The organism is Brevundimonas diminuta ATCC 11568 (genome assembly GCF_000204035.1).
Classification (GTDB): domain Bacteria; phylum Pseudomonadota; class Alphaproteobacteria; order Caulobacterales; family Caulobacteraceae; genus Brevundimonas; species Brevundimonas diminuta.
Window position 1 is genome coordinate 555,600 of record NZ_GL883084.1, and the last position, 8,980, is coordinate 564,579.

Here is an 8,980-nt window from a genome sequence, read left to right on the forward strand (position 1 = left end):
GCTCGCGCCGACGCGACCCGCGTGCGCACCCTGTTCGAGGGCGGCTGGGTCGCCCAGGCCCAGGTCGATGTGGCCCAGAACGCCCTGCGCGCCGCCGAGGCCCAGTTGGCCGAAACCCGCGCCGCCGAGGACGTGGCCCAGACCGGCGTGACCTCGGCCGTGGTCAGCCGGGGCTCGCTGGAGGCCGCCGTCGAGAACGCCCGCGCCCAGGTGCGGCTGGCCCAGATCGACCTGGACAACACCCGCATCGAAGCGCCGCGCGACGGCCGCCTGGGCGAGATCTCCATGCGTCAGGGCCAGCAGGTGGCGGTCGGCACGCAGATGACGGCCCTGGTCCCCGACGTGGTCTGGGTCACGGCCAATATGAAGGAGAACCAGATGCGCGACGTGCGCGTGGGCCAGCCGGTCAAGATCACCGTCGACGCCCTGGGCGGCCGCGTCCTGACCGGCAAGGTCGAGCGCATCTCGCCCGCCACCGGCTCGGAGTTCAGCGTCATCCGTCCCGACAACGCCACCGGCAACTTCACCAAGGTGGCCCAGCGCATCCCCGTCCGCATCGCCGTCGATCCGGGGCAGGAAGGCGTCGAGCGCCTGTCGCCCGGCATGTCGGTGACGGCGCGGATCACGGTGAAGGACTAAGGCTCCGGCTCGGACCCTGCTCATCGCCTGTCTTATTGTTGCAGCGCGAAAAACTTCACCTTTGCAGGGTTGCGTCAGCCTGTCGCAGGCGGCATCTGCTCTCCATGACCCGAGCCCCGACCCCGCCCGCCGAGATCGAGGCCAAGCCGTCGCTTCCCGCCAAGGGGCCGGGCTTCGCCGAATTCGTCTGCCTGATCGCGGTGATGATGGCGCTGAACGCCCTGGCGATCGACGCCATGCTGCCGGCCCTGCCCCACATCGGCCAAGACCTGGGCGTGACCAATGAGAACAGCCGTCAGTGGATCATCACCGCCTATCTGCTGGGCTTCGGCGGGGCGCAGCTGTTCTATGGCCCGCTGTCGGATCGTTACGGACGACGCCCCGTGCTGTTCGCGGGCATCGGCGTCTATGTCGCCTTCAGCGTGCTGGCCGCCTTCGCCCACAGCTTCGACCTGCTGATCCTGTCGCGCGTCGGCATGGGCGTGGGCGCAGCGGCGACGCGGGTGCTGGCCGTCTCCATCGTGCGCGACCGCTATGTCGGACGGACCATGGCGCGCGTCATGTCGCTGAGCTTCCTGGTCTTTCTGGGCGTGCCGATCATCGCGCCCGCCGTGGGGCAGATGATCATGCTGGTCGCGCCCTGGCCGTGGATCTTCGGCGTCTTCGCCCTGTCGGGCGGGGCCTTCCTGATCTGGGCCGGGTTGCGCCTGCCCGAGACCCTGCATCCCGAAGACCGGATGCCGATCAATCTCGGCCGCATCGCCGGCGCCTTCCGCTTCGCCCTGATCCACCGTCAGGGGATGGGCTACACCCTGGCCATGACGGTCATCAGCGGGGCGCTGTTCGGCTTCATCAACTCCTCGCAGCAGATCTTCTTCGACGTGTTCAAGGCGCCGGGCCTGTTCCCAGTCGTCTTCGCCCTGGTGGCGGCGGGCATCGCCGTGGCCTCGATCCTGAACGCCCGCCTGGTCGAGAAGCTGGGCTCGCGCCTGATCGCGCACACGGCCCTGATCGGCTTCATCGGCTTCAGCGCCCTGCACGCCGTCATCGCCTACCTGGGCCACGACAGCCTGTGGATGTTCGCCGCGCTGCAGGCCTGCAAGATGTTCTGCTTCGGCTTCATCGCCGGCAATTTCGGCGCCATGGCCATGGAGCCGATGGGCCATATCGCGGGCACGGCCTCCTCGGCCCAGGGCTTCATCTCCTCGATCGGCGGGGCCCTGCTGGGCTTCGCCATCGGCCAGCAGTTCGACGGTTCGACCGTGCCGATGACCGTGGGCTTCGTCCTGCTGGGCGTCGCGGCCCTGCTGCTGGTGCTGGCGGCCGAGAAGGGGCGTTTGTTCAAGGCGCATCACCTGCCGCCGCCCGCAGCAAAGGCTTGATCTTTCGGGCGCGAGGGGGCCTTTTCGGGCGCATCTGAATACGGAGCGTTCGATGACCCTGAAGCTGGTCGGGCGGGTTTCCGCCCTCGCCCTCGCCGCCGCCCTCGCCACGTCCCTGGGCGCCTGCGCCACGACCGGAGAGATCACCCCCATGACTCCGCTGGTCCCCGCCGCGCCGGCCCCGGCCCCCGCGACCGACTACGTCAACGACGCCCACTCCTACGCCCGCCCGGCCGAGGCGCGGGTGACGCACGTCGACCTGGACCTGGCCGCCGACTTCGCCGCCAAGACCTTGTCGGGCAAGGCCACGCTGGACGTGACCGGCCGTCCCGGCGCGACCGAGGTGGTGCTGGACGCCAAGATGCTGGACATCAAGGGCGTGACCGACGCCCAGGGCCGCGCCCTGCAATGGAGCCTGGGCGCGTCTGATCCGATCAAGGGCCAGCCCCTGACCGTGCGCATCCCGGCCTTCCAAGGCGGCGAGACGCAGAAGATCGTCATCGACTATTCCACTCGCCCCGACGCCTCGGCCCTGCAGTGGCTCAGCCCGCAACAGACGGCGGGCGGCCAGAAGCCCTATCTGTTCAGCCAGGGCCAGGCAATCCTGACCCGCACCTGGATCCCGACCCAGGACAGCCCGGGCGTCCGCCAGTCCTACACCGCCCGCATCACCGCCCCGGCTGATCTGACCGTCGTCATGTCGGCCGAGCAGTTGACGCCGAAGGGCGAGGCGGCCGGCGCCGGGACCAAGGCCTGGCGCTTCAAGCTGGACAACCCGATCCCGCCCTATCTGATCGCCGTCGCCGTCGGCGACCTGGCCTTCGCCCCGTTCGACGAGCGCACCGGCGTCTGGGCCGAGCCGAGCCAGCTTCAGGCCTCGGCGCACGAGCTTCAGCCGACCGCCGAGATGGTGGACGCGGCCGAGGCCCTGTACGGCCCCTATCGCTGGGGCCGCTACGACCTGCTGGTCCTGCCGCCCAGCTTCCCCTTCGGCGGCATGGAGAACCCCATGCTGACCTTCGCCACCCCGACCATCATCGCCGGGGACCGGTCGCTGGTCTCGCTGGTGGCGCACGAGCTGGCGCACTCCTGGTCGGGCAACCTGGTGACCAACGCCACCTGGGACGACTTCTGGCTGAACGAAGGCTTCACCTCCTATTTCGAGAACCGGATCATGGAGGCCGTCTACGGCCGCGACGCCGCCGTGCAGGAGCAGGTTCTGGCCTGGAGCGGGCTGCAGGACGAGTTGAAGGAGCTGGCCCCGGCCGACACCCGCCTGCACCTGGAGCTGACCGGGCGCGATCCCGACGACGGCATGAACACCATCGCCTATGACAAGGGCGCCGCCTTCCTGCGGACCATCGAACAGATCGCCGGGCGCGAGAAGTTCGACGCCTGGCTGCGCGGCTATTTCGAGCGCAACGCCTGGCGGCCGATGACGTCGGAACGCTTCCTTCAGGACATCCGCACGCACCTGATCAAGGGCGACGCGGCCCTGGAGCAACGGCTGCAGCTGAACGCCTGGGTCTATGAACCGGGTCTGCCGTCCAACGTCCAGGCGCCGGTGTCGCACGCTTTCGAGCCGGTCGATGCGGCCGCCCGCGCCTTCTACGTCGCCAAGGGCCCGGCCTCGGCCGTGCCGTGGAAGGACTGGAACACCCAGCAGCGCCTGCGCTTCCTATCGTGGCGGCCCGAGGGGCTGGCGGCGGGCGCCGACTGGCTGAGCCCGGCCCAGCTGGCCGATCTGGAAAGCACGCTGAAGCTGGACCGCGAAGGCAACGCCGAACTGGTCTTCGCCTGGCTGCAGGCCGCCCTGGCCAACCGCTACGAGCCCGCCGTGGCTGTGGCCGACCGCTTCCTGACCAGCCAGGGACGGCGCAAATTCGTCCTGCCGCTGTTCCAGACCCTGTGGGCCGAAGGCGACTGGGGCCGCCCGATCGCCACGCGCATCTACGCCAAGGCCCGGCCGCTGTACCACCCGGTCACCAGCAACTCGGTCGATCAGGTGGTGGGGCGTCCGTAAGGCCGTCTAGAGGTTCGTCACCTCCGCCCCGTCCTCGCGCGCCAGCCGGTCCGCGAGGATGGAGCGGTGGCAGCCGCAGGCGTCGGCCTCGAAGCACAGCAGGGCGACGCGCCGTTCGCCCGCCACATGGCGCAGTTGCTGGAAGGCGGCCTCGGCGTCCGGTTCCTGCATATGGGCGCTGAAGACGGCGCGCATGGTCGCGGCGTCGCCCTTGCGCGCCGCGTCGCGCCCGGCCTTGGGCGTACCCAGGGCGCGCAGTTGCAGATAGTCCAGCCCCTCGGCCTTCAGGCTTTCGCCCAGCACGGTCTTGGAAAAGCCCGCGATGCGCGACGAAGCGACCGCCCGCACGTCGGCGACCAGTTCGACCCCCGCCGCCTTCAGCCGGTCGATGACCTGGGCCTGCGTCGCGCCTTCATAGCCGATGGTGAACAGCTTCATGCGGCGATGATGCGCGCAGGATCGCTTGACGCCAAGCCCGGCTGCGGCTCCCCTGCGCCGCGACTGGAGGCGCTGATGATCCGAACCCTGAAGACCCTGTCCCTGGCCGCCGCCCTGATGCTGGCGGCCGCGCCCGCGGCCTACGCCCAGAACCTGCTGATCCGGGGCGGGCCGATCCATACCGGCGACGAAGCCCGGCCGACCGCCGAGGTGGTGGTCGTGCGCGACGGGCGCATCGCCTATGTCGGCGCGGCGAACGGCGCCCCGTCGGCCGAGGGGCTGGAGGTGGTGGACCTGAAGGGGGCGGCGCTGTTCCCTGGCTTCACCGACGGCCACGCCCACCTGGACGGCATCGGCTGGCGCGAAACGACGCTGAACCTGGAAGGCTCCGCTTCGGTCGTCGAAGCCATGCAGAGGCTCCGCGCCTGGGCCGAAGCCCATCCCGAGGGCGTCATCGTCGGCCGCGGCTGGATCGAGACCCATTGGCCCGAGAAGCGCTTCCTGACCGCCGTCGATCTGGACGCCGCCGCGCCGGGCCGGATCGTGATGCTGACCCGCGCCGACGGCCATGCGGTGGCCGTATCCAGCGCGGCGATGAAGGCGGCGGGGATCGACGCCTCGACGCCCTCGCCCTCGGGCGGGGACATCCTGAAGGGACCGGACGGCCGGCCGACGGGCCTGCTGGTCGACGCCTCGGGCGACCTGATCGCGGGCCTGGCGCCGCAGGCTGATGCGGCGGCCACGCGCGCGGCCTATCGCGCGGGCTTCGACGTCTACGCCCGCTACGGCTGGACCGGCATTCACTTCATGAGCGCGCCGTGGAAGGACGTGCCCCTGCTGGAGCAGATGGCGCGCGACGGCGAGGCCACGGCCCGCGTCTACAACAACATCGACATGGGCGACGCGCGCGCCCTGATGGCAGGCGGCCCGCGCGACGCGGGCGACGGCCTGGTCATCACGCGGGCGATCAAATTCTACGCCGACGGCGCCCTGGGCTCGCGCGGGGCCAAGCTGTTCGAGCCCTATTCGGATCGCCCGGACACCACCGGCCTGATGCGCACCTCGCGCGAAGAGGTCATGCCCCTGTATCAGGAGGCGTTGCGCACCGGCGTCCAGATCGCCACCCACGCCATCGGCGATCAGGGCAACCACGATGTCGCCGCCTGGTATGAAGAAGCCCTGCGTTCCGTGCCGAAGGCCGAGTGGAAGCTGGCCGATCCGCGCTGGCGCATCGAGCACGCCCAGATCATCCGGCCCAGCGACTATCACTACTTCGACGAGTTGCCGATCATCGCCTCCATGCAGCCCAGCCACGCCATCGGCGACCTGCATTTCGCCGCCGACCGCCTGGGCGACGCGCGGCTGGACGGGGCCTACGCCTGGCATACGCTGGTGGATCGCGGGGTGATCGTGGTCGGCGGCTCGGATGCGCCGGTCGAGCGGGGCGATCCGCTGATCGAGTTTTACGCCGCCGTGGCGCGGCGCGACCTGAACGGCTTCCAGGGGCCGGACTGGCGCCCGAACGAAGCGGTCGATCGGGCGACGGCGCTGAAGATGTTCACCCTGTGGCCCGCCTACGCCAGCTTCCGCGAGGACGAACTGGGCACCATCGCGGTGGGCAAGCGCGGCGACTTCACCGCCTTCGACATCGACCTGATGACCGTCCCCGCCGCCGACATCACCAAGGGCCGGGCCGTGCTGACGGTCGTGGGCGGGCGCATCGTCCACCGCGCGGACTGAGGGGGCCGGCTGAAGGGGCTGGCGGATCGGGCGGAATCCCGCCCCTTCTCGTTGCGGGGCGGGGCCGCTTCGGTTAAGCCCCGCCCATGAGATTTTCGCCTCCGGCTGCGTGTGCGGCCGGGGCTTGGCGTTGGAGCGTCTGAGATGGCTGATTTCGCCCCCGGTCTGGTCACCGTGTTCGGAGGCTCGGGCTTCATCGGAACCCAGGTGGTGCGCGCCCTGGCCCGTCGCGGCTGGCGCGTGCGCGTCGCCGCGCGCAACGCCAAGAGCGCGCCCGTGCTGCACATGGCCGGCGACGTCGGCCAGGTTCAGGTCGTCCGCTGCGACATTACCGACAAGGCCGCCGTAGCCGAGGCCGTGCGCGGCGCCGACGCCGTGATCAACCTGGTCGGCATCCTGTTCGAGACCGGCGGCCGCAAGTTCCAGACCCTGCACGTCGAGGGCGCGACCAATGTCGCCGAGGCGGCCAGGGCGGCGGGCGCCAAACGTCTGACCCACATCTCGGCCCTGGGCGCCGACGCCAACGGCAAGGCCGACTACGCCCGCACCAAGGGCGAGGCCGAGGCCGCCGTGCGCGCCGCCTTCCCCGGCGCGGTCATCGTGCGCCCGTCGATCGTCTTCGGCTCGGGCGACCAGTTCCTAAACCGCTTCGCCGCCATGGCGACCTGGTCGCCGGTCCTGCCGTTGATCGGCGGCGGCCAGACGAAGTTCCAGCCAGTCTATGTCGCCGACGCCGCCGAGGCGATCGCCCGCGCGACCGTCGCCGCCGAAGCGGCGGGCGAGACCTATGAACTGGGCGGCCCGTCGGTCTGGACCTTCGAGGACATCCTGAAGTTCATCCTGCGCGAGACCAACCGCAGGAACATCCTGCTGCCCCTGCCCTTCCCGGTCGCGCGTCTGATCGGCTCCCTGGCCCAAATCCCGGCCGTGATCGGCCTGACCCCGGCCCTGACCAAGGATCAGGTCGTGCTGCTGGAGAGCGACAACGTCGTGACGCCGGGCGCCAAGGGCCTGGCCGATCTGGGCGTCGAGCCTTCGGGCCTGGAAGCCATCGCGCCGAGCTATCTGTGGCGCTACCGCGACGGGGGCCAGTACGCCGAAAGCCCCGCCGCCTGATCTTCTCCTCCCCATGCAATGGGGAGGTGGATCGTCGGCGATAGCTGACGAGGCGGAGGGGCGGCTTGGTTCCGCCATCGCTAGGCCCCTCCACCGCTGCGGTCCCCCTCCCCACGCAGTGGGGAGGAAAAGCTTAAAGCGCGCCCGTCACGCCCAGGCCGATGATGCCGACGACGCCGACCACGATGCGCCACCAGGCGAAGGGGCCGAAGCCGCGCTTGGACACGAAGTCGAGCAGGAAGCGCACCACGGCCAGGGCCGAGACGAAGGCGGCGATGAAGCCGATGGCGATCAGGCCCAGGTCGCTGAAGTCCAGCACGTCGCGGTTCTTGAACAGGTCATAGAAGACCGCCGCGCCCATGGTCGGCAGGGCCAGGAAGAAGCTGAATTCGGCCGCCGACCGCTTGTCCGTGCCCAGCAGCAGGCCGCCGGCGATGGTGGCGCCCGAACGCGACACGCCGGGGATCATGGCCAGGCACTGGAACAGGCCGATCAGGAAATAGACCCGGAAAGGATAGCGGTCCGCATCGAGATAGGCTGGAACCTTGCTCATCCGGTCCAGCCACAGCAGCAGCACCCCGCCGATGATCAGGGCGACGCAGATCACCAGCGGCGTCTCGAACAGCACCGTCTTGATGAATTCGTAGGCGAAATAGCCGATCGCCGCCGCCGGCAGGAAGGCGACCAGCAGGCCGATCAGGAAGCGCCGCGCCTCCGGGTCGAAGGGCCAGCGCGTTGCCAGGGTCCATAGCCGTTTGAAATAGACGCTGATGATGGCCAGCAGAGCGCCCAGCTGGATGACGATCTCGAACGTCTTGCCGGTGCTTTCAAAGCCGAGGAAATGCCCCAGCAGCAGCAGGTGGCCGGTGGACGACACCGGAATGAACTCGGTCAACCCTTCGACCAGACCCAGAAGGATCGCCGTCAGCCAGTCCGCCATGAATGCTCCGTCTCGATCTTTACGTCGGGCGCGCTGCGCCCTGCGGCGTCCCGTCTCCTCTCCATAGCGTCCCCGCCCCGCCGCCGCCATTGGCGCGGGCGCTGTTTTGGGCGACAAGGGCAGGGAAATGACCGCCTCTCCCCTCGACGCCGCCCATGAGACCACGCGCCGGATCACCACCTTGTCGGTGGCGACGGCGGTCCTGCTGATCGTCATGAAGGCCTTCGCCCTGGGGGCGTCCGGCTCGGTCTCCATCCTGGCCAGCCTGGCGGATTCGGCGTTGGACCTGGTGGCGTCGCTGGCGACCTTCTTCGCCGTGCGTTGGGCCGCCGCCCCGCCCGACGACGACCACCGCTATGGTCACGGCAAGGCCGAAGGTCTGGCTTCGCTGGTGCAGGCGGGCATGGTGCTGGCCTCGGGCGTCTTCATCGGCTGGGAGGCGGTGCAGCGCATCTTCGATCCCCGCCCCGTCACCTCGGGCGGCTGGGCCGTGGGCGTGGTCCTCCTATCCATCGCCGTCACGGCGGGTCTGGTGTGGATGCAGACCCAGGCGATGAAGAAGACCGGCTCCCTGGCCGTGGCGGGCGACCGCGCCCACTACGCCGCCGATCTGGCCGCCAATGTGGTGGTGCTGGTCGGAGTGATCTCGGGCGCCTTCCTCCAGGCGCCGGGACTGGACGCGGCGGCGGGCCTGGTGGTCGC

At 69.9% G+C, this 8,980-nt stretch carries 8 protein-coding genes; 6 read left to right on the plus strand and 2 right to left on the minus strand.

The annotated features are described in order from the left end of the window. From BDIM_RS02765 to BDIM_RS02775, 3 genes are all read left to right on the plus strand, one after another. Nucleotides 1-639: HlyD family secretion protein (locus tag BDIM_RS02765; RefSeq protein WP_155818586.1), on the plus strand; the 639-nt coding region annotated here is incomplete at its 5' end. A 104-nt stretch (nt 640-743) separates the two neighbouring features. Next, the gene (locus BDIM_RS02770) at nt 744-2,021 is read left to right on the plus strand and encodes a multidrug effflux MFS transporter (protein WP_003164039.1); all 1,278 of its coding nucleotides are present in this window, start codon (nt 744-746) and stop codon (nt 2,019-2,021) included. A 52-nt stretch (nt 2,022-2,073) separates the two neighbouring features. Beyond that, complete coding sequence (locus BDIM_RS02775; protein WP_003164040.1) at nt 2,074-4,044, plus strand: M1 family metallopeptidase; 1,971 nt, start codon at nt 2,074-2,076, stop codon at nt 4,042-4,044. A gap of 6 nt (nt 4,045-4,050) precedes the next feature. Here BDIM_RS02775 and BDIM_RS02780 read toward each other — a convergent pair whose 3' ends face one another. Next, on the minus strand, nt 4,051-4,482 hold the full coding sequence (locus BDIM_RS02780) for a DUF488 domain-containing protein (RefSeq protein WP_003164041.1): 432 nt from the start codon (nt 4,480-4,482) through the stop codon (nt 4,051-4,053). 75 nt (nt 4,483-4,557) lie between these two features. Between BDIM_RS02780 and BDIM_RS02785 the strand changes: the two genes are divergently transcribed. Further along, nucleotides 4,558-6,222 carry an amidohydrolase gene (locus BDIM_RS02785; protein ID WP_112999723.1) on the plus strand — a complete coding sequence of 555 codons (1,665 nt, stop codon included), beginning with the start codon at nt 4,558-4,560 and terminating at the stop codon, nt 6,220-6,222. A gap of 144 nt (nt 6,223-6,366) precedes the next feature. Beyond that, a complete protein-coding gene (locus BDIM_RS02790; protein ID WP_040344611.1) occupies nt 6,367-7,338 on the plus strand; it encodes a complex I NDUFA9 subunit family protein in 972 nt (323 codons plus the stop codon). 133 nt (nt 7,339-7,471) lie between these two features. On the opposite strand, the gene BDIM_RS02795 is transcribed toward BDIM_RS02790, so the two are convergent. Then, nucleotides 7,472-8,278, minus strand: coding sequence for an undecaprenyl-diphosphate phosphatase (locus BDIM_RS02795; RefSeq protein ID WP_003164044.1), 807 nt, complete (start codon nt 8,276-8,278; stop codon nt 7,472-7,474). A gap of 127 nt (nt 8,279-8,405) precedes the next feature. Between BDIM_RS02795 and BDIM_RS02800 the strand changes: the two genes are divergently transcribed. After that, nucleotides 8,406-8,980, plus strand: a 575-nt coding sequence (locus BDIM_RS02800; RefSeq protein ID WP_040344806.1) for a cation diffusion facilitator family transporter, incomplete at its 3' end; no start/stop codon positions are given.